At 69.6% G+C, this 26,999-nt stretch carries 27 protein-coding genes; 16 read left to right on the top strand and 11 right to left on the bottom strand.

Annotated features, from left to right (window positions below):
* Positions 1-71 precede the first annotated feature (71 nt).
* From DFR74_RS04820 to DFR74_RS04855, 8 genes are all read left to right on the top strand, one after another.
* Complete coding sequence (locus DFR74_RS04820) at positions 72-1,073, top strand: sugar-binding transcriptional regulator (RefSeq protein WP_067510469.1); 1,002 nt, start codon at positions 72-74, stop codon at positions 1,071-1,073.
* 70 nt (positions 1,074-1,143) lie between these two features.
* Positions 1,144-2,442 carry an ABC transporter substrate-binding protein gene (locus tag DFR74_RS04825; RefSeq protein ID WP_439955904.1) on the top strand — a complete coding sequence of 433 codons (1,299 nt, stop codon included), beginning with the start codon at positions 1,144-1,146 and terminating at the stop codon, positions 2,440-2,442.
* On the top strand, positions 2,439-3,416 hold the full coding sequence (locus tag DFR74_RS04830) for a carbohydrate ABC transporter permease (protein ID WP_067510350.1): 978 nt from the start codon (positions 2,439-2,441) through the stop codon (positions 3,414-3,416). The genes DFR74_RS04825 and DFR74_RS04830 overlap by 4 nt, the downstream gene beginning before the upstream one ends.
* The gene (locus DFR74_RS04835; RefSeq protein WP_067510349.1) at positions 3,416-4,267 is read left to right on the top strand and encodes a carbohydrate ABC transporter permease; all 852 of its coding nucleotides are present in this window, start codon (positions 3,416-3,418) and stop codon (positions 4,265-4,267) included. The genes DFR74_RS04830 and DFR74_RS04835 overlap by 1 nt, the downstream gene beginning before the upstream one ends.
* A gap of 27 nt (positions 4,268-4,294) precedes the next feature.
* Positions 4,295-5,377, top strand: a complete 1,083-nt coding sequence (locus tag DFR74_RS04840) for an ABC transporter ATP-binding protein (protein WP_067510348.1) — start codon at positions 4,295-4,297, stop codon at positions 5,375-5,377.
* A gap of 198 nt (positions 5,378-5,575) precedes the next feature.
* Positions 5,576-6,142, top strand: coding sequence for a PadR family transcriptional regulator (locus DFR74_RS04845; RefSeq protein WP_067510344.1), 567 nt, complete (start codon positions 5,576-5,578; stop codon positions 6,140-6,142).
* 45 nt (positions 6,143-6,187) lie between these two features.
* Complete coding sequence (locus DFR74_RS04850; protein ID WP_067510342.1) at positions 6,188-6,919, top strand: hypothetical protein; 732 nt, start codon at positions 6,188-6,190, stop codon at positions 6,917-6,919.
* Positions 6,920-7,149: 230 nt separating this feature from the next.
* Positions 7,150-8,019, top strand: coding sequence for an alpha/beta fold hydrolase (locus DFR74_RS04855; protein WP_067510340.1), 870 nt, complete (start codon positions 7,150-7,152; stop codon positions 8,017-8,019).
* Positions 8,020-8,111: 92 nt separating this feature from the next.
* On the opposite strand, the gene DFR74_RS04860 is transcribed toward DFR74_RS04855, so the two are convergent.
* Entirely contained in the window at positions 8,112-8,588 is a 477-nt protein-coding gene (locus tag DFR74_RS04860; RefSeq protein WP_067510338.1) for an SRPBCC family protein, read from the bottom strand.
* A gap of 16 nt (positions 8,589-8,604) precedes the next feature.
* Here DFR74_RS04860 and DFR74_RS04865 point away from each other — a divergent pair, with 16 nt between their 5' ends.
* The gene (locus DFR74_RS04865; RefSeq protein WP_067510335.1) at positions 8,605-8,931 is read left to right on the top strand and encodes an ArsR/SmtB family transcription factor; all 327 of its coding nucleotides are present in this window, start codon (positions 8,605-8,607) and stop codon (positions 8,929-8,931) included.
* Between the two features lie 7 nt (positions 8,932-8,938).
* Here DFR74_RS04865 and DFR74_RS04870 read toward each other — a convergent pair whose 3' ends face one another.
* Entirely contained in the window at positions 8,939-9,553 is a 615-nt protein-coding gene (locus tag DFR74_RS04870; protein WP_147265737.1) for a TetR/AcrR family transcriptional regulator, read from the bottom strand.
* A gap of 208 nt (positions 9,554-9,761) precedes the next feature.
* On the opposite strand from DFR74_RS04870, the gene DFR74_RS04875 reads away from it, so the two are divergent.
* Entirely contained in the window at positions 9,762-10,577 is an 816-nt protein-coding gene (locus DFR74_RS04875; protein WP_067510333.1) for an SDR family NAD(P)-dependent oxidoreductase, read from the top strand.
* A 29-nt stretch (positions 10,578-10,606) separates the two neighbouring features.
* Positions 10,607-11,971, top strand: a complete 1,365-nt coding sequence (locus DFR74_RS04880) for a flavin-containing monooxygenase (RefSeq protein WP_067510331.1) — start codon at positions 10,607-10,609, stop codon at positions 11,969-11,971.
* Positions 11,972-12,237: 266 nt separating this feature from the next.
* Here DFR74_RS04880 and DFR74_RS04885 read toward each other — a convergent pair whose 3' ends face one another.
* From DFR74_RS04885 to DFR74_RS04895, 3 genes are all read right to left on the bottom strand, one after another.
* Positions 12,238-13,296, bottom strand: a complete 1,059-nt coding sequence (locus DFR74_RS04885; protein WP_232331775.1) for a lysophospholipid acyltransferase family protein — start codon at positions 13,294-13,296, stop codon at positions 12,238-12,240.
* A gap of 6 nt (positions 13,297-13,302) precedes the next feature.
* Positions 13,303-14,130, bottom strand: coding sequence for a GNAT family N-acetyltransferase (locus DFR74_RS04890; RefSeq protein ID WP_067510463.1), 828 nt, complete (start codon positions 14,128-14,130; stop codon positions 13,303-13,305).
* A gap of 203 nt (positions 14,131-14,333) precedes the next feature.
* Complete coding sequence (locus DFR74_RS04895; RefSeq protein ID WP_067510327.1) at positions 14,334-15,650, bottom strand: NAD(P)/FAD-dependent oxidoreductase; 1,317 nt, start codon at positions 15,648-15,650, stop codon at positions 14,334-14,336.
* 137 nt (positions 15,651-15,787) lie between these two features.
* On the opposite strand from DFR74_RS04895, the gene DFR74_RS04900 reads away from it, so the two are divergent.
* Positions 15,788-16,645 (top strand): LysR family transcriptional regulator, encoded by an 858-nt coding sequence (locus tag DFR74_RS04900; protein ID WP_067510325.1) that lies wholly within the window; start codon positions 15,788-15,790, stop codon positions 16,643-16,645.
* A 111-nt stretch (positions 16,646-16,756) separates the two neighbouring features.
* On the opposite strand, the gene DFR74_RS04905 is transcribed toward DFR74_RS04900, so the two are convergent.
* The 4 genes from DFR74_RS04905 to DFR74_RS04920 form a co-directional block, all read right to left on the bottom strand.
* Positions 16,757-17,173, bottom strand: coding sequence for a hypothetical protein (locus DFR74_RS04905; protein ID WP_147265738.1), 417 nt, complete (start codon positions 17,171-17,173; stop codon positions 16,757-16,759).
* Positions 17,174-17,397: 224 nt separating this feature from the next.
* On the bottom strand, positions 17,398-18,954 hold the full coding sequence (locus DFR74_RS04910) for an MDR family MFS transporter (protein ID WP_067510321.1): 1,557 nt from the start codon (positions 18,952-18,954) through the stop codon (positions 17,398-17,400).
* 27 nt (positions 18,955-18,981) lie between these two features.
* The gene (locus DFR74_RS04915) at positions 18,982-19,464 is read right to left on the bottom strand and encodes a MarR family winged helix-turn-helix transcriptional regulator (RefSeq protein WP_067510319.1); all 483 of its coding nucleotides are present in this window, start codon (positions 19,462-19,464) and stop codon (positions 18,982-18,984) included.
* Positions 19,465-19,949: 485 nt separating this feature from the next.
* Positions 19,950-20,366, bottom strand: a complete 417-nt coding sequence (locus DFR74_RS04920) for a nuclear transport factor 2 family protein (protein WP_067510317.1) — start codon at positions 20,364-20,366, stop codon at positions 19,950-19,952.
* Between the two features lie 119 nt (positions 20,367-20,485).
* Between DFR74_RS04920 and DFR74_RS04925 the strand changes: the two genes are divergently transcribed.
* On the top strand, positions 20,486-21,070 hold the full coding sequence (locus tag DFR74_RS04925; RefSeq protein WP_067510315.1) for a PadR family transcriptional regulator: 585 nt from the start codon (positions 20,486-20,488) through the stop codon (positions 21,068-21,070).
* Between the two features lie 241 nt (positions 21,071-21,311).
* Here DFR74_RS04925 and DFR74_RS04930 read toward each other — a convergent pair whose 3' ends face one another.
* Together DFR74_RS04930 and DFR74_RS04935 are read right to left on the bottom strand one after the other, a co-directional pair.
* Positions 21,312-22,268, bottom strand: a complete 957-nt coding sequence (locus DFR74_RS04930) for an electron transfer flavoprotein subunit alpha/FixB family protein (RefSeq protein ID WP_067510313.1) — start codon at positions 22,266-22,268, stop codon at positions 21,312-21,314.
* A gap of 92 nt (positions 22,269-22,360) precedes the next feature.
* A complete protein-coding gene (locus tag DFR74_RS04935; RefSeq protein ID WP_067510312.1) occupies positions 22,361-23,146 on the bottom strand; it encodes an electron transfer flavoprotein subunit beta/FixA family protein in 786 nt (261 codons plus the stop codon).
* A gap of 189 nt (positions 23,147-23,335) precedes the next feature.
* Between DFR74_RS04935 and DFR74_RS04940 the strand changes: the two genes are divergently transcribed.
* From DFR74_RS04940 to DFR74_RS04950, 3 genes are read left to right on the top strand one after another with little or no spacing between them, the layout of a single operon-like run.
* Positions 23,336-24,142, top strand: coding sequence for a class I SAM-dependent methyltransferase (locus DFR74_RS04940; RefSeq protein WP_407675101.1), 807 nt, complete (start codon positions 23,336-23,338; stop codon positions 24,140-24,142).
* Positions 24,139-25,695 carry a 1,4-alpha-glucan branching protein domain-containing protein gene (locus tag DFR74_RS04945; RefSeq protein ID WP_067510310.1) on the top strand — a complete coding sequence of 519 codons (1,557 nt, stop codon included), beginning with the start codon at positions 24,139-24,141 and terminating at the stop codon, positions 25,693-25,695. Before DFR74_RS04940 ends, DFR74_RS04945 begins: the two co-directional genes overlap by 4 nt.
* A complete protein-coding gene (locus DFR74_RS04950) occupies positions 25,692-26,954 on the top strand; it encodes a glycosyltransferase family 4 protein (RefSeq protein WP_067510308.1) in 1,263 nt (420 codons plus the stop codon). Before DFR74_RS04945 ends, DFR74_RS04950 begins: the two co-directional genes overlap by 4 nt.
* Positions 26,955-26,999: the final 45 nt, after the last annotated feature.

The following is a 26,999-nucleotide window of genomic DNA, read 5'->3' on the forward strand; positions in this document are numbered from 1 at the left end:
AGGCTACTGAGCACATGCTCACCGAGAATCGGCCTGAGGCGCGGAGCATCCGGAGGTCGACGGTGACAGAGGTGGCGGTTCCGGCGGCCGAGGGCGGCCAGGGCGCGAACGCACCCGACGAGCTGCGCCTGGCCCTGCGCGCCGCGACCATGTACTACCTCGACGGCCTCACCCAGGCCGAGATCGCCAAGCGCCTCGGCGTCTCCCGCCCTACCGCGGGCCGGTTGGTGGCGCGCGCCAAGGCCAACGGACTGGTCCGCATCGAGGTGGTCATCCCGCCCGGCCTGCGCGACGACCTGCACGCCGACGAGGAACGCGAGCTGGAACGCCGCTTCGGCCTCACCGAGGCCGTGGTGGTCGCCGCGCCGCGCTTCGACCCCGGGCCGCCCGGCGACCCGTCGCTCTACACCGGCATCGGACGGGCCGCCGCCGCGCTGCTGCTGCGACGCCTCGCGCCCGACGATGTCCTCGGCATCACCTGGGGCCCGGAGCAGGCGGCCGTCGCGATGGCGCTCACCTCGGGGCTGGCCACCTGCCGCGCCGTGGTGCAGCTCGACGGCGCGATCACCACCGCCGACTACCAGACCGGCACCGAGTTCATCCTGGGCCGCTGCGCCCAGATGTTGCAGGCCGACATCGTCCGCCTGCCCGCCCCGCTCTACGCCGACGCGGCCACCGTGGCCTCGCTGCGCGCGGATTCGATGCTCTCGCAGACGCTGGAGGCCGGTCGCACCGCCGACGCGATGCTCTTCGGCGTCGGCCCCGCCTCCACCGCGACCACGCTGTTCGAAGGCAGCTTCCTGAACGCCGAAACCCTCGACGAACTCCTCGATCTCGGCGCCGTGGGCGAGATCGGCGGCCGGTTCTTCGACGCCGAGGGCACACCGGTGGACAGCGGCCTGCAGGAGCGCACCCTCTCGGTGCCGCTGGAGGACATCCGGGCCTGTCCCAAGACGATCCTGATCGCCGGCGGCGCGGGCCGCCACCGCGCCATCCTCGGCGCGGTGCGCGGCGGCCTGGCCAAGCTGCTCGTCTGCGATATCGACTGTGCCCGTTATCTGTTGGATCAGTGAGGATGAGTTGACCGTGAAAACACAACGACGTGTCCGGCGCCGCACCGCGGGCTGCCTCGCGGCCGTCGCGCTGCTGGCATCGGCGGGTTGCGCCGGTGCGGGAACGCTCGGCACGACCGATCAGACCGTCACCATCGCCATGGTGTCCAACTCCCAGATGACCGACGCCCGCGCGCTCTCGGACCGCTTCGAAGCCGAGAACCCCGGTGTGGACCTGCGTTTCGTCACGCTGTCGGAGAATCAGGCGCGGGCCAAGATCACCGCCTCCACCGCGATGGGCGGCGGCGAGTTCGACGTGGTGATGATCAGCAACTACGAGACCCCGCAGTGGGCCGAAAACGGTTGGCTGGTCAATCTTTCCGACTACATCGACCAGACGCCCGGTTACGACGCCGACGATTTCATCCCCTCGCTACGCGAATCCCTGTCCTACGAGGGCGATATGTACTCGGTGCCGTTCTACGGCGAGTCCTCGTTCCTGATGTACCGGCAGGACCTGTTCGACCAGGCGGGCATCACCATGCCGCGCGAACCCACGTGGCAGCAGGTCGCCGACGCGGCGCGCCAACTGGATTCGCCCGACATGTCGGGAATCTGCCTGCGCGGCAAGCCCGGCTGGGGTGAGGTGCTGGCGCCGGTGAACACGGTGATCAACACCTTCGGCGGCCGCTGGTTCGATAACGACTGGAACGCCCAGCTCACCAGCCCGGAAACCGAGAGCGCCGTGCAGTTCTACGTGGACCTGCTGCGCGACTACGGCCAGTCCGGCGCCGCGACGAGCGGATTCAACGAGTGCGCCACGCAATTCGGCCAGGGCCGCACCGCGATGTGGTACGACGCCACCTCGGCGGTGTCGGTGCTGGAGGATCCGAACTCCTCCACGGTGGCGGGCAAGATCGGCTACGCGATGGCCCCGAAGGTCGACAAGGCCAGCCCCGGCTGGCTCTACACCTGGTCGCTGGGCATCCCGGTGAGCAGCGACAAGCCCGACGCGGCATGGAAATTCATCTCCTGGATGACCGACAAGGACTACATCCAGCTGGTCGGCACCGAACTCGGCTGGGAGCGGGTACCGCCGGGCAGCAGGCTCTCCACCTACGAGATCCCGGAGTACAAGGAGGCCTCGGCCGCCTACGGTCAGCTGACCCTCGACTCCCTGGGCAACGCCACCCCGAACCAGCCGACGCTGGATCCGGTGCCCTACACCGGAATCCAATTCGTGGCCATCCCGGAGTTCCAGGACCTGGGCACCCGGGTGAGCCAGCAGATCAGCGCCGCGATCGCCGGCCAGAAATCGGTCTCCGCCGCGCTCGAGCAAGCCCAGGACTACGCGCAGTCCGTCGGCCGCACCTATCAGGAGACGTCATGACCGCCATCGCCCCGGAGACCCCGCAGGAACACAGTCCGCGCACCCAGGCCGACCGCGTCGCCGCGATCCGGAAGTCGAAGAACACCACCATCTCTCGCGCCGAAGGGTGGCGCAGGCGCGGACCGCTGCTGCCCGCCCTGATCTTCATGATCGTGGTGACCCAGATCCCGTTCCTGTTCACCCTCTACTACTCCACGCTGTCGTGGAATCTGGTGCGGCCGGGCTCGCGTCACTTCGTGGGGCTGCGCAACTACCTCGACGTGGTGGTCGACAGCACGTTCTGGCAGGTCGCGTTCAACACCGTGATCCTCATCGTGGGGACGGTGCTCATCTCGGTGGTGCTCGGCCTGCTGCTGGCGCTGCTGCTGGACCGGGTCTTCCTGGGCCGCGGCATCGTTCGCACACTGCTCATCACACCGTTCCTGGTGACTCCGGTGGCGGGCGCGCTGCTGTGGAAGACCGCCATGCTCGACCCGGTGTTCGGCATCGTCAACTTCGTGCTCTCCCCGTTCGGGGTGGGTGAGGTCGACTGGGTGAGCCGCTTCCCGCTCGCCGCGGTGATGATCAACCTGGTGTGGCAGTGGACGCCGTTCATGATGCTGCTGATCCTGGCCGGCCTGCAATCGATGCCGCGCGACGTGCTCGAGGCGGGCCGCGTGGACGGCGGCGGCGCGTTCCAGCTGTTCCGCGAACTCACCCTGCCGCACCTGCGCCGGTTCATCGAACTCGGCACCGTGCTGGGCGCGATCTACCTGGTCAACACCTTCGACGCGATCTACATGATCACCCAGGGCGGGCCGGGCACGGCCAGTTCCAACCTGCCGTTCTACATCTACCAGCGCGCCTTCCTGGGCTTCGACATCGGCCAGGCCGCGGCGATGGGCGTGATCGTCGTGATCTTCACCCTGGTGATCGCCAACTTCGCACTGCGGTTGATCTTCAAGACATTCACCGGCAAGGAAGAGGCAGCGTGATGAGTACCGCAACCACCACGGCGGGGCGCGCGAACAAGGTCAAGCGCCGCAAGTTCGAACCCTGGGGCGTGATCGCCTGGATCGCCGGGCTGGGCTTCTTCTTCCCGGTGTTCTGGATGGTGCTCACCGCTTTCAAACAGGAGGTCGACGCCTACACCACCACCCCCAAGGTGGTGTTCAGCCCCACGCTGGACGGTTTCCGCGCGGTCTTCGACCAGGGCGTCGGCACCGGATTCCTGAATTCCCTGTTCGCGACCGGCATTTCGACGGCGCTGGTGCTGCTGCTCGGCGTGCCCGCGGCGTTCGCGCTCTCGCTGCGGCCGGTGGCCAAGACCCAGGACGCGCTGTTCTTCTTCATCAGCACCAAGATGCTGCCGATCGTCGCGGCGATCGTGCCGCTGTATGTGATCGTGTCGAATATCGGCCTGCTGGACAACATCTGGGCCCTGGTCGTGCTCTACACGGCGATGAACCTGCCGATCGCGATCTGGATGATGCGCTCGTTCTTCCTCGAGGTGCCCGGCGAACTGCTGGAGGCGGCGAGCCTGGACGGCGCGAGCCTGTGGCGCTCGGTGCGCGAGGTGATCCTGCCGCTGGTCTCCCCCGGCATCGCGGCGACGGCGCTGATCTGCGTGATCTTCTCGTGGAACGAATTCTTCTTCGCCGTCAGCCTCACCGCGGTGCGCGCCCAGACCATGCCCGTGTTCATGGTCGGTTTCATCGCCGGTGAGGGCCTGTACTGGGCCAAGCTGTGCGCCGCGGCGACCCTGGCCGCGCTGCCGGTGGTGCTGTGCGGCTGGCTGGCGCAGAACAAGCTGGTCCGCGGCCTGTCCTTCGGCGCAATCAAGTAATCCCCGTTCCCGGAAGGCATTTCACTCATGGCAACGATCACCTACCGCAACGCCTCGTGCATCTACGAGGGTTCGGATCGACTCGCGGTGGATTCGCTGGATCTCGACATCGCCGACGGCGAATTCGTCGTGCTGGTCGGGCCCTCCGGTTCGGGCAAGAGCACCGCGCTGCGCATGCTGGCCGGGCTCGAGGACATCGACGACGGCACCATCGAGATCGGCGGCAAGGACATGGTCGGCGTCGCGCCGAAGGACCGCGACATCGCGATGGTGTTCCAGAACTACGCGCTGTACCCGAACAAGACGGTCGCCGAGAACATGGGCTTCGCGCTGAAGTTGCGCGGCGTTCCCACGGCCGAGCGCCGGGCCAAGGTCGAGGAGGCCGCGCGCCTGCTCGACCTCACCCAGTACCTGGATCGCAAGCCCGCCAAGCTGTCCGGCGGGCAGCGCCAGCGGGTGGCGATGGGCCGCGCGATCGTGCGCGAGCCGAAGGTGTTCTGCATGGACGAGCCGCTGTCCAACCTGGACGCGAAGCTGCGCGTGCAGACCAGGACCCAGATCGCGGCGTTGCAGCGCAGGCTCGGCACCACCACCGTCTACGTCACGCACGACCAGGTCGAGGCGATGACGATGGGCGACCGCGTGGCGGTGCTGCGCGACGGCAGGCTCCAGCAGTTCGCCTCGCCCACCGAGCTCTACGACCGTCCGGCCAACGCGTTCGTCGCCGGGTTCATCGGCTCGCCCGCGATGAACCTGATGACCGCGCCGATCACCGCCGAGGGCGTGCGCATCGGCGAGAAGGCCACGCTGGAACTCGAGCGCGACCAGCTGACCCTGCTGCACGAGGCCGGGCTGAGCGAGGTCACCGTCGGCATCCGCCCCGAACAGCTGGAGCTGTCCGAGGGCGAGGGCATCGAGATCGTCATCGACCTCATCGAGGATCTGGGCAGCGAGGCCTACATCTACGGCCACCCGGCCCCCGGCACCCAGCTGGTCGCCCGGTCGCTGCCGCGCATCCCGGCCAAGCTCGCCGACGCGGTCCGGCTGCGCAAGCGGTCCGACGCGACGGTCCACCTGTTCGACCCGGAGACGGGCGAGCGAATCGGCTGAACCGCGGCGGCGCCGGGTACGTCCACCTGGGCCGCCACGGACGCCGCGCTCGGAATCGGCGGAGCACGCGGCGAGTGCGAGAGCGGCGTCGACGGCGATCGAGAGCAACGGGCGCGTACCTCCGAGGCTAGTGATCTTGCGCGGTCCGGTGTAGCCTCGCGATTAGCCAAATTTGGCTAATCGCTCGGAAGGAAGGTTGTGAACTCGGTACGGCTGTTGGTCTCAGGCGCGTTGCGCAGGCGGGGGCGGGCGCACGGGTATCAGATCCGCGCGGATCTGGAGTCGTGGGGCGCGCACGAATGGTCCACGGCCACTTCGGGTTCGGTGTATCACGCGCTCAAGAGCATGACGCGACAGGGACTGTTGATCGCGCACGAGACGGCGCCCTCGGAGGCGGGCGGGCCGCCGCGGATCGAGTACGAGCTCACCGAGGCGGGCGAGCGCGAATACCTCGCGTTGCTGGGCCGCGCGCTCACCGATCACGCGCCGGGTCTCGACGTGCTCGGCGCGGCCGTCGGCCTGATCGAAGACCTCCCCCGCGATCAGGCGCTGGAGATGCTGCGCGCCCGCGCCCGCGCGATGGACGAGTGGCGCGCGAGCATCACCGCCCACCTGCCCGGCGAAGCCGATCTCGACGCGTGGGGGCCGGTCGGCGAGGTGATCTCGCTGTGGCTGCGCACCGCCGACAACGGCGCGGAATGGACGCGCCGGCTCATCCGCCGCCTGGAGGACGGCGCGTTCACCATGGCCGGCGAGCGCGAATGACCTTCGCACCCAAGGCAACCCGATCACCGAAGTGAGGAGGACATCGTGGCGAACGAGACCATGGTGCCGATGCTCCCCTGCCCCTCCATCGACGAGATCGTCGAGTTCTACACCATGCTCGGCTTCTCTCGCGCCTACTACCAGAAGGTCCCGAACCCGTACGTGTCGTTGCGCCGCGAGGACATCCGGCTCGATTTCTTCGGCATCCCCGGTTTCGACCCCGAGGATTCCTACGGCACCTGCGGAGTCCTGGTGTCCGACACGGGCGCGCTGTTCGACTCGTTCGCGGCGGGCATGCGCCGCGTCCACGGCAAACTCCTGGTCTCCGGCATCCCCCGCATGACCCGTCCCCGCATCCGCAAGAACGACGGCAACCGCACCGGTTTCACCGTCATCGACCCCGGCGGCAACTGGGTCCGCTTCATGACCGACGACCCGTCCCCCACCCCCGCCGACCCGGCCGCGACCAAACTCACCACATCCCTGCGCCGCGCGATCGTCATGGGTGACTCCCACGGCAAACACGTCCGCGCGGCGGAGATCCTGGACGCCGCATTGGAGCGCGACAAAGACACCGCCACCCCGGCCGAACTCGTCGAATCCTTCACCTACCGAGCCGAACTCGCGCTGCGCGCGGAGGATTTCGAGGCCGCCGAGCATGCGTTGGCGCGCGCCCGCGCGGTGCGTCTGGAGGACACCGATCGCGAGCGTCTGGCGCGGGTTCTCGCGGAGCTGGACGAGATGGAAGCCGGGCTTCGCACCGCCCGAGATCGGTAGCGTCCGAACTTCAACGTGAACCGGCCACGGATTCCGAGCCGGCGGTCGCGGAGCGCGAACTGTCGCCGGGCCGCCTACTCGAACCAGCCTGTGCCGCCGGAGAGTAGTGGCACAAATTCCCGGGCGAGGACGCCGCACGTCGCGACCGTCCCCCGCTCGCAGTCAGGTCGTCCGACCGGCCTGCGAATTCGCACCGATGAGTTTTCGTTCCGGGCGTCGTCTACACCCGTATGACGACTCACGTACTCGAGCTCGACGGGGTCGACCTGACCTATGACGTGCACGGTCCGCTGCCCACCGCCGACGGGCGGCCACCCTTGGTGCTGATCGCCCAGCCGATGGACGCGAGCGGCTTCCGCGCGCTGGTGGCCCGGTTCCCGGAGCGCACGGTCGTGACCTACGACCCGCGCGGACTCGGTCGCAGTGTGCGGTCCGACGGGGTCGAAACACACTCGCCCACTGTGCAGGCGGGCGATGTGCACGCGCTGATCGAGGCGCTCGGCGCGGGGCCGGTCGAATTGTTCGGCAGCAGCGGCGGCGCGATCGTCGGCCTCGCGCTGGTCGCGGCCCATCCCGGCGACGTGCTCACCCTCGTCGCGCACGAGCCGCCGCTGATCACCTTGCTCCCCGACGCCGAGCCCGCAGCGCGCGCCCGCGCGGCCGTCACCGAGGCCTACCGGGCGAAGGGTTTCGGGGCCGGCATGGCTGCCTTCATCGCCATGACCTCGTGGCCGGGCCCCTATACCGACGACTACTTCGCCACTCCCCCACCGGATCCCGCCCAGCTCGGCATGCCCACCGAGGACGACGGCACCCGGGACAATCCCCTGCTCTCCGACCTCGCCTGGGCCGTCAGCGACTACCGCCCCGACGTCGACGCCCTGAAATCCGCCCCCACCCGCCTGGTGATCGCCGTCGGCGAGGAATCCCTCGACGTGGAGACCGGCCGCACGGCGCTCGCGACCGCCGCATTCCTCGGCACCGAGGCCGTGGTCTTCCCCAGCCACCACGGCGGCTTCATGGACGGCGAATTCGGCTACGCGGGCCAGCCGGAAGCTTTCGCCGCCAAGCTGCGCGAGGTGCTCGCGGGGAGCTCCTAGCCGGAACCGGCCAGCCACCACGAGGATTCGCCTGGCACACCGAGGCGTGCCGACGCGCGATCGGCCACCTCCGCGAATCGCGCGGCCACCCGTCAGGCGTAGAAGCCTTCGCGCAGGACGATGCCGTGCTCGAGCCAGACCTTCATGGCGGCGAGCATGCCGGTCCAGCCTTCGCAGTTGCCGGTCGCGCTCTTCACGCCCTCGGGGGTGGGGCGCCAGGAGGATTCGGTGATGGTGACCAGGGTGCGGGTGTCGCCGTCGAGCGGCTCGAATTCGAAAGTGGTTGTGGTCTTGCCGGATTCGCCCGCGGTGTGTTCACCCTCCCAGCGGATCACGATGCGTCGCGGGGGAATCGCCTCCACCACTTCGACGGGAAACGCGCCGGGGAAATCGTGGAAGTCCCAGGTGATGTCGGCGCCGGGTTCAAGGCGGCCCCGCGCGCCGCCGGTGGTGAAGTACTTGGAGAGCTGGGCCGGGTCGGCGACGGCTTCGTACACCTCGGCGCAGGGGCGCGCGATCCGCCCCGAAACGGTGAAGGAGATCTCGGTGAGTGCGTCGGTAGCTGTCATGTTGTAAATTTACAACATGTCAGAGCGCGCGGACAAGACCTCCGACGATGACGCGGTGTTCAAGGCACTCGCTTCCGCAACGCGGCGCGGGATGCTCGACGCACTGAAGGAATCGCCGCTGACCACCGGTGAACTGTGCGCGCGCTTCCCCGACCTCGACCGCACCACCGTGTTGCAGCACCTGCGCGTGCTCGAATCCGCCGAACTCGTCACGGGGCGCAAGATCGGCCGCGAGCGCCACCTCTCCCTGGCCCCGCTGCCGATCAAACGCATCTACGACCGCTGGATCGGTGAGTACGCGCGCGCGGCGGTCGAACTACTGGATCGGCTGGATACGGAGTAGGCGGTCCTCACTCCCGACCATCGGACGAACCCTCCGCCAACCCGATTACCGCTTCGGCCAGCGCACGCAGCGATTCACCAGCCGTCTCCGTGTCACGATCCGCGAGCCACGCCAACACCGCCCCGTCGATGGAGGTGGCGACCATGCGAGCCAAGGCCGGGACGGGCACGCGCCAGCGCACGCCGAAACGCCTGGTCAGCGCGCCCAGCAGGGCGGTCGCGCGTTCGGTGTAGAGGCGGTACTGCCAGCGGCCCAGCGCGCCCGGATCGTCCTCGGCGCGCAGGTCGAGCAGCATGAGTTCGTAGAGGACGGCCTGGCGGCCCGGTTCGGTGACGGTCGCGGCGAGCAGGTGCTCGAACGCCGCGTGCACCATGCCGCGCAGGGTGGTCGCGGTGACGTCGAGATCGTCCAGCGCGGCGGTCTGCGCGTTCACCACCACCGCGGTGAGCTCGCGCAGCAGCTCCTCCTTGGACCGGAACACGTAATGGAACGCGCTCTGCGGCATCCCGGCCTCGGCGCAGATCGCACGCGTGCTGGCCGCCGCGACCCCGTCGCGCGCCATGACGGTGAACGCCGCGTCGACCAGCAGGCGCCGCCGCTGCTCGGCCTTCAATCGCGTCACGCGCAGCCCCTTCCGTTCCGTCCGCACCGCCGACGTGGCACGGGCACACCGCCGCAGCCTACTGAGCCGCGCGGCCCGACATTTCTGGACGTTTGACCAATTCGTAACACGAAACACTGGCGGGCCGCCCGCGCGCCGCCTATCCTCGACGGAATTCGGTCAGTCGACCTGTTCGAGTGACCGAATCGTATCGCGCCGAAGGAGAAGCATGACGAAATCCACATATGCGCTGGTCACGGGCGCGGCAGGCGGCATAGGGCTGGAGGTCGCCCGGCGGTTGGCGGCGCGCGGGCACCGCGTCCTGGCCGTCGAGCGCGACCGCGAACTCGCCGCCGAAGCCGCCCGGCAGATCGGACCGACAGCCGAACCGGTGGCCTGCGATCTCGCCGACGACGCGGCCGTCGCGGCGCTGGCGGACCGCATCGAACACGAGTGGGGCCCCGACCTCGAGATCTGTTTCCTCAACGCGGGCATCATCATTCCCGGCGACGTCGTCGAAACCTCGCCGCGCGCCATCGATCTGCAACTGCGCGTGATGCTCACCTCGGCGATCGCGCTCGCCAGGGCCGCGGCCCGCGCGCTGCGCGCCCGCGGCTCCGGTCACATCGTGGCGACCGTGTCGCAGGGTGCCATGCTCGCGCTGCCCGGGTCTGCCACCTACACCGCCGCCAAGGCCGGACTGCGCGGCTTCCTCGCGGCGCTGCACCTCGAACTGCGCGCGACCGGCGTGCGGGTCTCGGGTGTCTACCCGAGCGCCGTCGACACCCCGATGCTGCGGCACGAAGCCGAAAACGGCGGCAGCGTACTGAATTTCGTCGGCAAGCTCTCCACCGTGGCCGAGGTCGCCGACGGCGTCGACACGGCGATGCGCACGGGGCGCGTGGAGGTCTTCGTCCCCTTCTCCGACGGCGTGCTGGTCCGCCTGTTGCAGGCCGTGCCGCGGATCGTGCCCGTGCTCCTGCCCGCCCTCCAGCGCGTCGGCGAACGCGGCCGGCTGCGCTATCTCGCCCGCCCCGCCGGCTGAAACCACCGCTCGAACCCACGGGAGTCACCATGACCGAGACCATCATCCAGCGTGAGCAGGCCGTCGCCGTCGTCGGCGCGGGCCCCGCCGGACTGAGCGCGGCCCGCATGCTGCGCCTGCACGGCATCGACTACGACCACTTCGAACGCCACACCGACGTCGGCGGACTCTGGGATATCGACAACCCGGGCACGCCGATGTACGAGTCGGCGCATTTCATCTCCTCCCGCGATGTGTCGGGCTTCTACGACTTCCCGATGCCCGGCCATTTCGGCGACTATCCGAGCCGCCGCCAGATCCTCGAATACACAAGGAATTTCGCCGACACCTTCGGCCTGCGCGACGGCATCGAGTTCGGCACCGCGGTGGACTCCGTCGTGGCCGACGGCGACGGCTGGCTGGTCACCCCGGCCGGTGGTGCGCCCCGTCGGTACCGGGGCGTGATCTGTGCTTCCGGCACCAACTGGCACCCGCGCATTCCGCACCACCCGGGCGAGTTCGACGGCGAGATCCGGCACGCCGTAACCCACCGCAGCGCACGGGAATTCGCGGGCAAGCGGGTGCTGGTGGTCGGGCTCGGCAACTCCGGCGCCGATATCGCCTGCGACGCCGCGCAATCGGCGGATGCCGCGTTCATCAGCGTGCGGCGCGGTTACCACATCGTGCCCAAGCACATCTTCGGCGTCCCGGCGGACCAGCTCGACGAATCGGGGGCGAGTCTGCCGCGCTGGATCGAGCGCCCGGTGCTGGCGGGCCTGCTGCGCCTGCTGGTCGGCGACGTCACCCGCTGGGGCCTGCCCAAGCCCGACCACAAGCTGTTCGAATCGCACCCGCTACTCAATTCCCAACTGCTGCACCATCTCCAGCACGCCGACATCACCGCCAAGCCCGATATCGCCCGGTTCGACGGCCCCGACGTGGTGTTCGCCGACGGGTCGCGCGAACGCGTCGACGTGGTGCTCTACGCCACGGGGTACGAGATGCGCATCCCCTACGCCGACCCGGATCTGTTCTCCTGGAACGGCGATCGCCCCGCGCAGTACCTCACCGCGTTCAACCGGCGCCACCGCAACCTGTTCACGCTCGGCTTCCTGGAGGTCAACTCCAGCGCTTACACGTTGTTCGACAACATCTCCCACGTCCTCGCTCAGTACCTGCGCGACCAGACCGACCGGCCCGCCGCGGCGGCCCGTTTCGACCACCTCATCGCCACCCACCACCCCGACCTCTCGGGCGGACTGCGCATGGTGAGTTCCGCCCGGCACGCGGGCTACGTCGACGCCAAGACCTACAAGAAAGTGCTGGCCGACGTCCGAACCCGCATGCAGTGGCCCGATCTCGAACCCGGCTTCGCCGACCACCTACGGCGCACCGAGGTCGGCGTATCCCGCTGATACACAGGGCCTTCGACGATCACCTGCCCGCTAGCGGGGGGATCGGCCTGGGGTGATCGCCGCCGCTCACCTCTCGGCCGACAACCGGCACCGGCACGAAAACCCTCCCACCGCAACTGGATCGGTCGGACCTGTCGCCTCCGAGTCAGTCGAGAAGCCCATGGCCACGGCCTTGGTGTTCCTCAGCGACGGGCCCCATCAGACCGTCTCCGGGGGCAACGGGCGTGCCCATGTCCGAGGCCGAAGGTGGCAGCCTCCGTTGCGGCTCAGGCCGCCCCATGCGAACGTCCCCGCAGTACCGCCAGCGCTCGGCGGTGCAGACCCGGGCGGGCCGGCATCGGCGGGTCCGGGACGGCCGCGTCCACGGGCGCCGGGTCTTGGACGCGGGTGGTGGTCGCCTCGATCCAGGTCGCCGAGTCGCGGCCGTGGCGGGGGCGCCCCGCGCCGCGCACGGCCCGCTCACAGCGGCGGGCGAGGTCGCGACGGTCGGTGCCGGGGTATTCCGGTGCCTCCAGGACGATTTCGACGGTGATGCCGCGGGAGCGGAAGATGCGCCCCGCGGAGTCGCCGAAGGAATCCTCACCGACGAATCCCGGTACGGTGCACTGGGTTCCGTGCCGGTCGAGGTAGCGCAGGCGCACCGGCTGGACGTAGGTGCCGGTGTCGATCGCCGCCTGGAACAGGGCGGGCCGCATGCTGCCGTAGGCGCGCCCGCACCACGTGGTGCCCTCGGGGAACACGGCGACCCGCTCCCCCGCCGCGAGCCGGTCCGCGATCTGCTCCACGATGCCGGGCAGTGCGCGCAGGCGCTCGCGCTCGATCGGGATGACGCGCATCAGCCGGGCCAGCGCGCCGAGCACGGGCCAGTCGATGAGGTCGGCGCGCGCCACGAACCCGAGCGGCTGCACCGCCGCCAGCGCCACCACATCCGACCAGCCGACGTGTCCGGTCACCACCAGCACCCCGGTTCCGGTGTCGGCGTAGCGCGCGGCGGCGTTCGCCGCCCGTTCGGCCCCGATCCGCGCGGCCACCGCCCGTTCGGCCGGCACGGGCTCGGTGGGCACCCGGTTGTCGACCACGCGCAACCGCATTCCCATGCAGCGCAATAACACTCGCGCGTACTTGCGTTGCAGCTCCTCGCGATGCGCGGCGGGCGTGGCGAGGTGACCCACCGGGTAGGTCAGGAGCAAGCCCGCCACACCGAGGGCGCGGACCACCACCCCGGCCGTCCCGATCTCATCGGTCGGCTCGATGCAGCCGGGCCCGCAGGGGCTCGACGGCATCCACGCGTGGACAGCCTGTGCGGGTGGCGCGTCGAAAACCATGGGTACTCACCGTCCTCCGTCCAACGACGCGGCCGCGCCTTGCAGCCGCTCGAGGTAGCGCGTGTTGATGGTGTCCAGGCCCAGCAGCGCGACGAAGTCGGCCACCGCGAAATCGGGATCGTGCGCGGGCTCACCGCAGATCTCCGCGCCCAGGCGCAGGTAGCCACGCAGCAGCGGCGGCAGCTTGGGCCGCGCGGGCGGGGTGAGCTCGTCCAGGGTGCGTCCGTCGACGATCACCGGATTGTGCGGGCGCACACGGCGTTCCGGGTCCGAGGCGTGCCTGCCGAGCAGCAGGTCCCGCACGCCGCGCACGTTCACGCCCGGCTCGTCGGCCGGGGTGTCGCGCATGGGCACGGACACGCAGCCCATCACCCACTCGTAGCCGGTGAGCTGGATGTAGTGCAGGATGCCCGCCCACATGAGGGTCAGCACCGAACCGTTGCGGTGCTCGGGCACCACGCAGGCCCGCCCCATCTCCACGATCCGCTGGCCTTCGGGATCGAGCTGGGTGAGATCGAATTCGGTGGCGGTGTAGTAGCCGCCCGCCGCGGCGACCTTGTCCGGGGGCAGCATGCGGTAGCAACCGACGAAGCTGTCGGTCGCCTCGTCGCGCACCAGCAGGTGGTCGCAGTGGTCGTCGAACCGGTCGGCGTCGCGGCCGGTGCCGTCGTCGGGGATCTGGAAGCCGGGTTCGGCGGCGAACACGCCGTAGCGCAGCCGCTGCGCCGCCTCCCGGTGGTCGGCGTCGGAGGACACGACGAGCGAGTAGCGAGACCGTTCCGCCCCCGAGTCCGTCGGGCGAGCCGGGGCCGTCAACACGGACGAAATAGTCATATCCGTGATGAAGCCAGTCCGAGACTGCGCCCCAGCGACCTCGAAGTGTCGCGTCGATGCCGGTTCGGTGAACGAGATCGCGGTCACACCGAGCGTTCACCGGCGCGATGCGTCCCGTTCGCGCCCCCGCGCCGCAATCGCGCCTTTTCCCTGTTCACGACACACGAACGCCCCCGGCGAACCGAGGGCGTTCGGGGCGGATCTCAGGCGGCTATGCGTTCCCGCGCTCGGGGCGCCTCGGCCCGCTTCTCCTTCTCGATCTCCGCGAAGCCCGGCCTGCCGTTGCCGGTGAACGACACCAGCCACGAGAGCACGGCCATGAAGCGGTTGCGGAAGCCCACCAGGTAGAACAGGTGCACCGCGAGCCACATGTACCAGGCGATCAGGCCGCGGAAGCCGATCTTGTCGTTGAGCTTGGCGATGGCGCTGCGGCGGCGGATCACCGCCATGCTGCCCTTGTCCCAGTACCGGAACGGAGTGCCCGCGGGGATCTCGCGCCGGATGATGTCGGCGGCGTGCCTGCCCTCCTGCATGGCCACCGGCGACTGGCCGGGGTAGCCGTTGAGCGAGGTCATGTCCCCGATGGCGTAGATGTCGGCGTGGCCGCCGACGGTCAGGTCGGGGTTGATCAGCAGCCGGCCCGCGCGGTCGGTCTCGGCGCCCGTCGCCTCGGCGAGGACCCGGGTGAAACCGCTGGCCTGCACGCCCGCCGACCACACGACGGTCTCGGCGGCGATGCGGCGCTCCACGCCCTCTTTGTCCTTGACGGTGACCTTGCCCGGCTCGATGTCGGTGACGAACGTGCCGAGCAGCACCTCGACGCCGCCCTTGGTGAGCGATTCCTTCGCGTACTCCGACAGCCCGCCGCCGAACGGGGGCAGCACCTCGCCCGCGCCCTCGACCAGCGTGACGGTGACGTCCTTCTTGTAGTACCGCTTCGCCAGTTCCGCGAGCTGGCCCGCGACCTCCACGCCCGTGGCGCCCGCGCCGACCACCACGAAGCTGAGCAGGCGGCGCCTGGTCTCGGGATCGGCGTCGGCGGCCTCGCGGTAGACGCGGTCGATCTGGGCGCGCAGTCGTTTCGCGTCGTCGATGGTCTTGAGGGCGAAGGTCTTCTCCGCGAAATCGTCACGGCCGAAGTACGACTGGTTCGCGCCGGTGGCGGCGATCAGCGAGCCGTAGCGCAGCACGCGCCTGCCCTCGGGAGTCTCGTAGGTCACCTCGGCGGCGTCGGCGTCGATCGCCACAACCTTGCCCAGGCGGGCCTCGCCGCCATGGCGGCGCACGATGGTCGCGATCGGCGGCGCGATCTCCTCGGCCGACAGCACACCCGTGGCGACCTGGTACAGCAGCGGCTGGAACAAGTGCTCGGGGGTGGCCGAGAGCAGGACGTAGTCCACCCCCGACTTGGCCAGCTGCTTGGCGGCCGCCAGCCCGCCGAACCCCGATCCGACGATCACCACACTCGCGAACTCCGGCTCCGCGGTGTCGAGCACCCGTACCGGACCCTTGTCTCGCATCCTCACATCTCCCCGGTCGATCTCGTGAACATCTCTTCTCTCATGAAGAACCGTTATCGAGTTCCGAGATATTTCACCCGATGGGGCGCATAATTTAGATGACTCTTATCTGCATCGCTCATGAATGGAGATCAACTATGGAGCTCCGCCAGCTCACCTACTACGTCGCGGTGTGCGAGGAGCTGAGCTTCAGCCGGGCGGCCACCCGGTGCTTCATCTCACAGTCCGCGATCAGCCATCAGATCGCCCGGCTCGAGCACGACCTCGGGGTGCAGTTGTTCGAGCGCTCGACCCGATCGGTGTCGCCGACCGACGCGGGTGTGCGCCTGCTGCCGCTCGCCAAGCAGATGCTGAGCCTCGAATCGGCCATCCGCGCGGCCGTACGCACGTCGCGCCCGCGCGTGCGGCTGGCCGCCAACATGTCGTTCGCCACCCGGTCGCTCTCGGCCATCGCCGGGGCGCGCGAGGCGCATCCGGGGGCGGAGATCGAGTTCGTGATCAAGCCGTTCCGCCAGCGGATCGCCGCCGTCGCCGACGGGGACTGCGACCTCGCGCTCATCCGCGGCAGCGTGGAACAGCCCGGTCTCACCGTCGAGCAGTTGTGGGTGGAGGATCTGGTGATCGCGACCTCGACCATGCATCCGCTGGCCGGCCGTACCGACGTCACGCTGACCGACCTCAGCGGCTTCCCGCTGCTGCTGCCGCCGGAATCCGAACAGGTCCTGCTGCACAACGTGGTGCGCGCCGCGTTCGCCGACCAGCCCTCGGGGCCCACCTACGGCCCGCCGATCCCGCCCGACCACACCGCGACCATGGAGCTGATCAACCGGCCCGACGCCTGGACGATCCTCTACGCCAACAGCCCGACCGAGGGAATCGCGACCCTCATGCTGTCGGGCAAACCGCTGCGCATCCCGGTGTCGGCCGTGCTCCGAAGCGGGGCGCGACGGGCCTCGATTCTCACGACGTTGCTTGCGGCGCTGCATAGTTCGTAGCGGGCGGGGTCTGCGCTCGGCGGCCGGCGAGGCGTGAGTCAGCGCGTAGCGGCCCGACGGAAGCGACTCGGCGCGCACGCATTGAGCGCACAGTGGCCGGGCGGACGCGCCTTACCGCGCCCGACGCGCCTGCCGCAGCGCGACGCGATGGTGCACCCAGCGCTTGGTGGCGGGCACCACCGCGCAGACCAGCACACCGGTGTAGAGGAACGTCAGCGGCACGAACACCGCGAGCGGGCCGAAAGCGCCGGTCGAGCCGATGCCCACGCAGATCAGGACGAGGATGCCCCAGGACAGCACGGCGCAGACGATCGTGAGGATGCACCCGGCCTTGCGGCCCATCAGCAGCAGGGTTCCGGAGCCCAGCCACAGCGCCGCAATGCTCGCCACGAACAGCAGGGCGAGCACCGCCCCTGGGTCGCCCGGCTCGATGGTGCCGCGCAAGACGTCGTTTCTCGTCCGGACCACCCCGAGTCCGAGGATCCCGAGCGCGATCAGACCGAAGAACAGGATGAACAGACCGGCCATGATCGCCGTGGCCGCCGGCGGCGCTCGCTGGGCAGCGCGCGACGCGACCGCGACGTTTTCGCCCCGGCCCACCGCGTGCGGAAGGCGGCCGATTACGGGGGATGGTCCCAGCCGAGGGTTCTCGCCGCCGCACCGCTTTCGGTTCGGGGCGACAGTCATTCCCCGCACCTACGACTACCCGGCGGGCACGGACGGCGAACCGCCCGTGCCCGCCTCGGTCGTTCCTACGCCGAGCGCGCACCCACCGGCTCGGGCTCGTGCTCGCGCATCGGGTCCAGTTCCGGGTCGATGTCGACGGTCCGGCGCAGCGGACGGTTCGGCAGCAGCGCCGTCGCGATCAGCGCCACCACGGTGGCCACCGCGGCGATGAGGAAGATGCGGCCCGTGGCGTCACCGTAGGCCGCGCGGATCACGGTCGCGATGGGCTCGGGCAGCGCGCCGATGTCGAGGTTGCTGCCGCCCTCGGCCGCGCCGCCGATGCCCAGCTTCGCGAAGCCCTCCGTCGACAGTTCGCTCACGCGGGTGGCCAGCACCGAGCCGAGGACCGAGACGCCGATCGCGCCGCCGAACGTGCGGAAGAACGCGACGCTGCTGGAGGCGGCGCCGATATCGTGCACGCTGACGGTGTTCTGCACGGCCAGCACCAGGTTCTGCATCATCATGCCGACGCCGAGACCGACGACGGTGATGAAGGCGCCGACCAGCCACAGGTTGGTGGCGTGATCGATGGTCGACAGCAGGCCGAACCCGACCACCAGCAGACCGGCGCCCGACACCACGAACGCCTTCCACTTGCCGAACCGCGTGATCAGCTGACCGGAGGCGACCGAGGCGATCAGCATGCCCGCCACCATCGGGATGCTCAGCACGCCGGCGATGGTCGGCGAGAAACCGCGCGAGGTCTGGAAGTACTGGCCGAGGAATGTCGTCGCGCCGAACAGGCCGATGCCCACGGCCACCGAGGCGATGATCGCCAGGCCGGTGGTGCGCTCGGTGACGATAGGCAGCGGCACCACCGGCGACTTCGCCTTGGACTCCACCCACACGGTCGCGGCCAGCAGCAGCACACCCGCGCCGACGTAGAGCGCCGATTCCCGGGAGAACCACGCGTAGTAGCCGGCCTTGCCCGCGAACGACACCCAGATCAGCAGCACCGAGACACCCGCGGTGAGCAGGGCGGCGCCGAGCCAGTCGATGGAGACGCCCTCCTTGCGCTCGGTCGGCAGGCGCAGCGTGCGCTGCACCAGGATCAGCGCGATCACCGCCAGCGGCACGCACACGAAGAAGCACCAGCGCCAGCCCAGCGGGCTGTCGACGATGACGCCGCCCAGGATCGGCCCGCCCGACATCGACACCGCCATCACCGCGCCCATGTACCCGGAGTACCGTCCGCGTTCGCGCGGGGCGACGATGGAGCCGATGATGGCCACGACCAGCGCGGTCAGCCCGCCCATGCCGACGCCCTGGATCACGCGGGCGGCCAGCAGCACGGGCACGTTGTGCGCCACACCGGCCAGCACCGAACCCGCCACGAAGATGACGATCGCGAGCTGGACCAGCAGTTTCTTGTTGAACAGGTCGGCGAGCTTGCCCCACAGCGGGGTGGAGGCGGCGTTGGCCAGCAGCGCCGAGGTGATGACCCAGGCGTAGGCGGTCTGCGAGCCCTGTAGGTCGCCGATGATCGTCGGCAGGGCGGTGGCGACGATCGTGGTGCTCAGCAGCGCCGTGAACAGGGCGGCCAGCAGGCCCGTCATCGCCTCGAGCACTTCGCGATGGGTCATCGCCGGGGGTTGGGTTGAATTCGACACTTACACTTCCCGATTCCTGGTTGCGGCCGGGCGCTCCGCGTCGCGGTGCGCGTGGGCGGCCAGTGAGTTCCTGAGTTCGCGGACCGAGTCGAGGGCTGCGGCGGCGTCCTCGTCGCTCCAGCCGTCGAGGGCGGCTTGCAGGCCGCGGGCGCGCGAGGCGCGCACCCGGCGCAGCAGTGCACGCCCGGCGTCGGTTACGTGGATGAGCGTGGCGCGACCGTCCTCCGGGTCGGCGTCGCGCGCCAGGTATCCGGCCGCGACGAGTTCGGCGACGTGCCTGCTCAGCACCGACGCGCTGATGCACAGCTCCCCCGCCAGATCCACCTGCCGGCACGGTCCCCTGACCTCGACCGTCCCCAGCACCCCCACCCCGCCGGGCAACATCTCGCCCTCCTCGGGATGCAGGAGGGTCGCCCGGATCGCCCGCCCGATCAGATACAGCTCCTTGATCAGCCCTTCGGCTGTCTCACCCGAAACCCCCACACCACCCTCCTCCACTCGTTTACTTGCAGAAAGCAACTATATATCCAGTTACTTGCAGCAAGCAACAATCGGTCAAGCGCGCGAATCCGGCACTACCCGCTCGCACCCGGCGGGCATCTCGAGCTACCGAACGAGCCGCGAAGGGACCTCGACGCCCGACCGGCGGTGATGTTTACGGCGTCGCCCGGCGTCCTCCGCTACCGGGTCCAGCGAGTCGTCTCCCCCGCACAACGATCGACGTCGCCGGGCCATCGGGCACACACGGATCCAGCACATCGGCCAGGGCCGCATCCGGAGCTGCGGTGCCGTCCGCCCACGGTCTGCGAGGTGGACAGATGGAAACCGCCGCGCCCCTGAGCATCCGGGGCGCGGCGGTTCCGTTTCCAGTCAGAAGATTGCTTCGTCGGCGTGCGTGACCAGTTGCCAGCCGATCATTGATCCGGGCGGGGGATCTCCCGCGACCGGCCCGCCGGCCGTCGGCGCACTCAGACCGAGGCAGTGCCCTCGATCGCTTCGCGGGCCTCTTGCTGGATCCGTGGAAACTGCTCGGCCATGCGCGCGGCCAGCGCCTTGGCCGCCGAGAGCGGGCGGACCATCACCGTGAACTCGTCGATGCGACCGTCGGCGTCCATGTGCAGGAAGTCGCAGCCCGTCAGCTGCAATCCGTCGACGGTGGCCTCGAACCGCAGCGCGTGGTCGCGTCCCTCTGCGCCGGCGAGCTCACCGACGTAGCGGAAGTCTTCGAACACGCGCAGCACCGCGCGCAGGATCGCCGCGGTCACCGGCTTGCCCTCGTACGGCGCGAAGGCCACGGGGCTGGTGAACACCACGTTCTCGGCGAGGAGTGCTTCCACGGCGTCGAGATCCCTCGACTCGATCGCGGTACGGAACGGATGGGACACGCCGACCTCCTAGGCAAATTATTGAGTAATGGTTGGCAGGCTAGCGCTGTTCCGGTGCGGCAGTCCAGTGACGCGACACTTCGGGAGTTGAATAATCGAAATACTGTTAGGGTGACCGGATGGCGTTACGGGATGCGGTGCTGGCCGCGTTGATGGACGGCGAGGCCTCCGGCTACGACCTGGCCAAGGCGTTCGACGCGTCGGTGGCGAACTACTGGATGGCGACGCCGCAACAGCTCTACAAGGAGCTCGAGCGGATGACCGCCGACGGCCTGATCGAAGCTCGGGTCGTCGAGCAGGAGCGGCGCCCGAACAAGAAGCTGCACTCGATCAGCGACACCGGCCGCCAGGTCCTGCGCGACTTTATCGCCGACGCCACCAAACCCGCCGCCATCCGCGACGACATGCTGGTCAAAGTGCAGGGCATGGAGACCGGCGACAGCGAAGCCGTCGAGGCCGTGCTGGTCGAACGCATGGGCTGGGCGCGCGCCAAACTCGCCCGCTACGAACGCCGGCGCACCCGCCTGCTCGCAGGCCGCAGCGAGCAGGCCTACCTGACCGAATCCGACCGCATCGGCCCCTACCTGACCCTCCTGCGCGGAATCGCCTTCGAGCAGGAGAACATTCGCTGGGCCGAGTTCGCACTGGGGGTTATCCGGAGACGCCGCGAGGCAACGGACGAGGCACCCGTCAGCCAGAGCTGAAACCGACTGCGCCCGACATATCCTGCCGTTCCGCCATCAACCTCCGACCGGAGCGCGCACACGGGGACCAAACCAAAATGCTCGCCAAACCTGTTGCCACACAACGCAACAACAGATCTGGCGAGCACATGGGTAACTCACCGGGAACGGGCTGACCCGACCACCTCCCCCACCGGAGACGGCAGACCAAACCAACCCGAACCCTCACCCAGCCGCCTTGAACGCGGAGAGGCGGGGGAGCTCAGCCCTTGTGGGCCTTGACCGCTTCGGTGAGCTGCGGGGTGACGTTGAACAGGTCGCCCACGATGCCGTAGTCGGCGATCTCGAAGATCGGCGCCTCTTCGTCCTTGTTGACCGCGACGATGGTCTTCGAGGTCTGCATGCCCGCGCGGTGCTGGATGGCGCCGGAGATGCCGAGGGCGATGTAGAGCTGCGGGGAGACCGTCTTGCCGGTCTGGCCGACCTGGAACTGGCCCGGGTAGTAGCCGGAGTCGACGGCGGCGCGGGAGGCGCCGACGGCCGCGCCGAGGGAGTCGGCGAGGGCCTCGACGACCGCGAAGTTGTCGGCCGAGCCGACACCGCGACCACCGGAGACGACGATGGCCGCCTCGGTGAGCTCCGGACGGTCGCCGCCGACGATGGGCTCGCGCGCGGTGACCTTGACGACGCCCTCTTCCTGGACGGGGACCTCGACGGTCACCTTCTCGCCGGCACCGGCCTGTGCCACGGCCTCGACCGCGCCGGGGCGCAGCGAGATGACCGGCACGTCGCCGGTGGCCTTGGCGTCGACGGTGAAGGCGCCACCGAAGATGGAGTGCACGGCGGTGCCGTCCTCGCCGACGCCGATGACGTCGACCAGCAGGCCGGAGCCGATGCGGGCGGCGAGGCGGCCCGACACCTCCTTGCCCTCGGCCGAGGCGGGCACGATGACGGCGGCCGGGGAGACCGACTCGACCAGGCCGGCGAGCACGTCGACCTTGGGGGTGACGAGGAAGTTCTCGACATCGTCGGACTCGGCGATGTAGATCTTCTCGGCGCCGGCGGCGGCCAGGGCGTCGGCCAGCTTCTCGCCGGTGCCCGCGGTGCCGAGCACGACGGCGGCGGGGGTGCCCAGCGCGCGGGCGGCGGTGATCAGTTCGGTGCTGACCTTCTTGAGCGCACCGTCGGCGTGCTCGACGAGCACGAGTACTTCAGCCATGTGTGTTCTCTCCTAACAAGTCTCGGATCGGGCTCATCCCGCGCGCGCCGGGAGCGCTCGGGGAGCCACCGATACGGTTCGGCGTCGCCGGATCAGATGATCTTCTGGCCGATCAGGTACTGGGCGATCTGGTTGCCGCCCTCGCCCTCGTCGGCGATCTTCTCGCCCGCGGTGCGCGGCGGCTTCGGGGTGGACGCCGTGACGGCGGTGCCCGCGTTGGCGACACCGACGGTCGACGGGTCGACGCCGAGGTCCTCGAGGGTGAAGACCTGAACTTCCTTCTTCTTGGCGGCCATGATGCCCTTGAAGGAGGGGAAGCGCGGCTCGTTGATCTTCTCGTTGACCGAGACGATGGCCGGGAGGGTGGCCTCGAGCTTGAAGACGCCCTCGTCGGTCTCGCGCTCGCCGGTGATCTTCTCGCCGTCGACGGTGAGCTTGCGCAGGTGGGTGAGCTGCGGCAGGCCCAGGTACTCGGCGATGATGGCGGGCACGGCGCCGGCGCGGCCGTCGGTGGACTCGTTGCCCGCGATGACGAGCTCGACGCCCTCGACCTGGCCCAGCGCGCTGGCCAGGATCCACGCGGTCTGCACCGCGTCGGAGCCGTGGATGGCCGGGTCGTTGATGTGGATGGCCTTGTCGGCGCCCATGGACAGCGCCTTGCGGATGGCCTCGGTCGCGCGGTCCGGGCCGGCGGCCAGCACGGTGACCTCGCCGCCCTGGGCTTCCTTGATCAGCAGCGCTTCCTCGACGGCGCGCTCGTTGATCTCGTCGAGGACGGCGTCGGCGGCCTCGCGGTCCAGGGTGAAGTCACCGTCGGTCAGCTTGCGCTCGGACCAGGTGTCGGGAACCTGCTTGATGAGTACGACGATGTTCGGCATCGGTCTTCGTCGACCTCCTGTTCTGGGGGCGTATGTCTGGCGGTCGCACGAACTGGGCCGTACGTCCTTTGAGTAGCTCAGGGCGGAACACTACCCCATCCCAAGTTACTCGTGGGTAACTTAGTCCGGCAACCCCGCAACACAGGTCCGGGCGTTATCGTGCGCGGACCTTTCAGTAACGTCGGCATGATGAGCGAGGCTGTGATCCCTGCCGCAGTGGAAGACCCGAATGTCACAATCACGGGCGCGAGCGGCGTCGAACCGCTGCCGCTGACCGGCGAGCGCACGGTGCCCGGCATCGCCGAGGAGAACTACTGGTTCCGCCGCCACGAGATCGTCTACGCGCGCTTGCTGGAGCGTTGCGCGGGCCGCGTGGTACTGGAGGCGGGCTCCGGCGAAGGCTACGGCGCGGACATGATCGCGGGCGTCGCCACGAAGGTGATCGGCGTCGACTACGACGCGAGCGCGGTGGCGCACGTGCGGGCGCGCTACCCGCGCGTGGAGATGATCCAGGGCAACCTGGCCGCGCTGCCGCTGGACGACGCCGCGGTCGACGTGGTGGTGAATTTCCAAGTGATCGAACACCTTTGGGATCAGGCGCAGTTCCTGCGCGAATGCCTGCGGGTGCTGCGCCCCGGCGGCGAGCTGCTCATCAGCACACCGAACCGGATCACCTTCTCCCCCGGCCGCGACACCCCGCTCAACCCGTTCCACACCCGCGAGCTCAACGCGGCGGAGCTCACCGAGCTGCTGGTGGAGGCCGGTTTCGAGGTGGCCGAGATGACCGGCGTGCACCACGGCGCCGCACTGAAAGCGTTGGACGCCAAGCACGGCGGCTCCTTCATCGACGCCCAGATCGAGCGCGCGCTGGCCGGTGAGCCGTGGCCCGCCGAGCTGACGGCCGACGTGGCCGCGGTGTCGATCGACGATTTCGACCTGATCGCCGCGGACATCGACGCGAGCCTGGATCTCGTGGCGATCGCGGTGAAGCCTTGAGCGGTAACGCGGTTCCGGGCCAGTTCACGCTGGTCCTGCATTCCCATCTGCCCTGGCTGGCCAATCACGGCCGCTGGCCGGTGGGTGAGGAATGGCTCTACCAATCCTGGGCCGCCACTTACCTGCCCGTCGTGGAGGTGTTGAGAACCCTTGCGGCCGAAGGTCGTTCGCATCTGCTGAGCCTGGGCATCACGCCGGTACTCGCGGCGCAGCTGGACGATCCGCACTGCCTGGCGGGCATGCACCACTGGCTCGGCAACTGGCAGTTGCGCGCCGACGAGGCCGCGCTGGCGGGCAACGTGGCGCTCGGCAGGCACGAACACCGGCTCGCGGCGGCGGCGCTCACCGAGTTCGAGACGAACTGGCGTCACGGCGCCGCACCAGTCTGGCGCGCGCTCGCCGACGCGGAAACCATCGAGTTGCTGGGCGGCCCGCTGGCGCACCCGTTCCAGCCGCTGCTGGACCCGCGCCTGCGCATGTTCCAGCTCACCGAAGGGCTCGCCGACGCGCGCCTGCGCTGGGGCGCCACCCCCACCGGCATCTGGGCGCCCGAGTGCGGTTTCACGCCCGGTATGGAGACGGAGTACGCCGCCGCCGGTGTGACTCATTTCATGGTCGACGGCCCCGCGCTGCGCGGCGACAGCAGCCTCGGGCGGCCGGTGCGCGACTCCGACGTGGTGGCGTTCGGGCGCGACCTCCAGGTGAGCTACCGCGTCTGGTCGCCGAAATCGGGCTATCCCGGCCACGCCGCCTACCGTGATTTTCATCACTACGATCACGCGACGGGTCTCAAACCCGCGCGCGTCACCGGCAAGACGGTGGCGGGCCCGGACAAGGCGCCCTACGACCCCGAACTCGCCGCCGCGGCCGTCGAACGCGACGTCGAGGACTTCGTCCGCACCGTCCGCGAACGGCTCGTCGCCGAGTCCGAGCGCATCGGCAGGCCCGCCCTCGTGGTGGCCGCGTTCGACACCGAACTGTTCGGCCATTGGTGGCATGAGGGGCCGCAGTGGCTGGCCCAGGTGCTGCGCGCGCTGCCCGAGGCGGGCGTCACCGTGGGCACTCTCGCCGACGCCAGAGACCGCGGTTACGTCGGCGAACCGGTCCCGCTGGCCGATTCCTCGTGGGGCTCGGGCAAGGACTGGCGCGTCTGGGCCGGTGAGCAGGTGCGCGATCTGGTCGAGCTCAACGACGACATCGTGCGCCTCGCGCTGGACACCCTGGACAAGGCCCGCGCCGCCGAGGGCGGCGCGCCCGCGCTGCGCGATCCGGTGGCCGACCAGTTGCTGCGCGAGGCGATCCTGACCGTCTCCAGCGACTGGGCGTTCATGGTCAGCAAGGACTCCGCCGCGGGGTACGCGCGGGAGCGGGCGCACCGGCACGCGCACGCCGTGCGCGAGATCGCGGGCGCGCTGGGCGCGGGTCAGGTCGCGAAAGCACGGCGGTTGGCGGCAGGATGGAACGCGGCCGACGGTCTCTTCCCCGGAGTGGACGCGCGGCGCCTGCCGACCGCCGCGGGATGCGACGGCCCCGTCTCAGAAGGACATGCATGAAAATCTTGATGGTGTCGTGGGAGTACCCACCCGTCGTGGTGGGCGGGCTCGGCAGGCATGTGCACCACCTGGCCACCGAGCTGGCGGCGGCGGGCCACGAGGTGGTCGTGCTGTCGCGGCGTCCCTCCGGCACCGACTCGGCCTCCCACCCCACGCATTCGTTCATCGAGGACGGCGTGCTGGTGGTGGCGGTGGCCGAGGATCCGCCGGTGTTCGATTTCGGCGAGGACATGCTGGCCTGGACCCTGGCCATGGGCCACGCGATGGTGCGCGCGGGCGTGGCGCTGGGCAAGCCCGGCATCGGCGACGGCTGGACCCCCGATGTGGTGCACGCGCACGATTGGCTGGTCGCGCATCCGGGGATCGCGCTGGCGGAGTACTACGACGTGCCGCTGGTGTCGACCATCCACGCCACCGAGGCGGGGCGGCACAGCGGGTGGGTCGCGGGCAAGGTCAACAAGCAGGTGCACTCGGTGGAGTGGTGGCTGGCCAACGAGTCCGACGCGCTGATCACCTGTTCGTCGTCCATGCAGGACGAGGTGGAGCGGCTCTACGGCCCCGAGCGCGTGCCGATGACGGTCATCCGCAACGGGATCGACGTGGGCGCGTGGACCTTTCGCCCGCGCGCGCCGCGCACCGGCCCGCCGCGCCTGCTGTATGTGGGCAGGCTGGAGTACGAGAAGGGCGTGCAGGACGCGATCGCCGCGCTGCCGCGCATCCGCCGCGCGCACCCCGGCACCACGCTGACCGTCGCCGGCGTCGGCACCCAGTTCGAGTGGTTGCGCGAGCGGGCCCGGGTGCACCGGGTGGCGCGCGCGGTGAACTTCGCCGGGCAGCTCGGGCACGACGAACTGCTGGGCTGGTTGCACGGCGCCGACGCGATCGTGCTGCCGAGCCGGTACGAGCCGTTCGGGATCGTCGCGCTGGAGGCGGCCGCGGCGGGCACCCCGCTGATCACCTCGACCGCGGGCGGGCTCGGCGAGGCCGTGATCGACGGCGTGACGGGCGCGTCGTTCGAACCCGCCGATGTGGACGGCTTGGTCGACGCGGTGCGCGCCACCCTCGACGACCCCGCCGCCGCCCAGGACCGCGCCTACGCGGCCCGCGAACGCCTCACCGCCGACTTCGCCTGGGACGTGGTCGCCGCCGAGACCGCGCATGTGTACTCCGCCGCCAAGCGCCGCGTCCGCAATCCGCTGGGGCGGCCGACCATCGTGGAACGTCCACTGCCGGAACGGGATCCGAACAACCCGGTGTGAACGGCGGCGTCCGCCGTTCCTCACGGATGCCGCTCACCGGCACCG

Source organism: Nocardia puris (assembly GCF_003315035.1).
Classification (GTDB): domain Bacteria; phylum Actinomycetota; class Actinomycetes; order Mycobacteriales; family Mycobacteriaceae; genus Nocardia; species Nocardia puris.